The organism is Paenibacillus phytohabitans (assembly GCF_013141775.1).
Lineage (GTDB): Bacteria > Bacillota > Bacilli > Paenibacillales > Paenibacillaceae > Paenibacillus_AQ > Paenibacillus_AQ phytohabitans.
Map to the genome: position 1 here is coordinate 1 of NZ_WHOB01000011.1, position 542 is coordinate 542.

Annotated in this window: 1 protein-coding gene; it reads right to left on the reverse strand. The window is 42.3% G+C overall.

Annotation, left to right across the window (positions count from 1 at the left end; translation table 11 throughout):
- Positions 1–542 (reverse strand): discoidin domain-containing protein (locus tag GC101_RS00685; protein WP_171715691.1); only part of this gene is annotated, 542 nt, incomplete at both ends.

The window sequence follows — 542 nt, forward strand, 5'->3', positions numbered from 1 at the left end:
ACCATTTTCTGGTCTCCCAATCCTAATACAATCCATTCCGTTTCGGCTTCACTGCCATGAGGTACGCTTGACCAATAGGTAGACGGGTTATTATCCGTCAGTTTACTGGCTTCCCAGCCATCTATATTGGATGACGTGTAAATGTTAGACGGATTGACATTAAAGTCTGCTAATTGAAAATAATAGTTTCCTTGATCATCAGTACTGAGCTTCGTTGCAAAAATCCTGATGTACCTTGCTGCTACGCCGCTCCCAAAATTAAATGTCTGAACAGAACCGTTGTTAACGTAATTGCTGTACACCTGTCTAGGAATGTCTGACCAAGTTATAGCGTCATTGCTGAATTGGATTTTAAAGTCTTTAGGAAACGCCAAGATAGATCGTGGGGTTAAACTAATTTGGCTTACGATATTAACCCTTCCAAGATCGACAGCCGCCCATTCCACAGAATTTTCGTTTCCATTCACCTTGCTAGACCATAAGGTTCCAGGATTGTTGTCGCCCAGTTTATAGGCTTCCCACCCCTTAAGCTTAGATGAAGA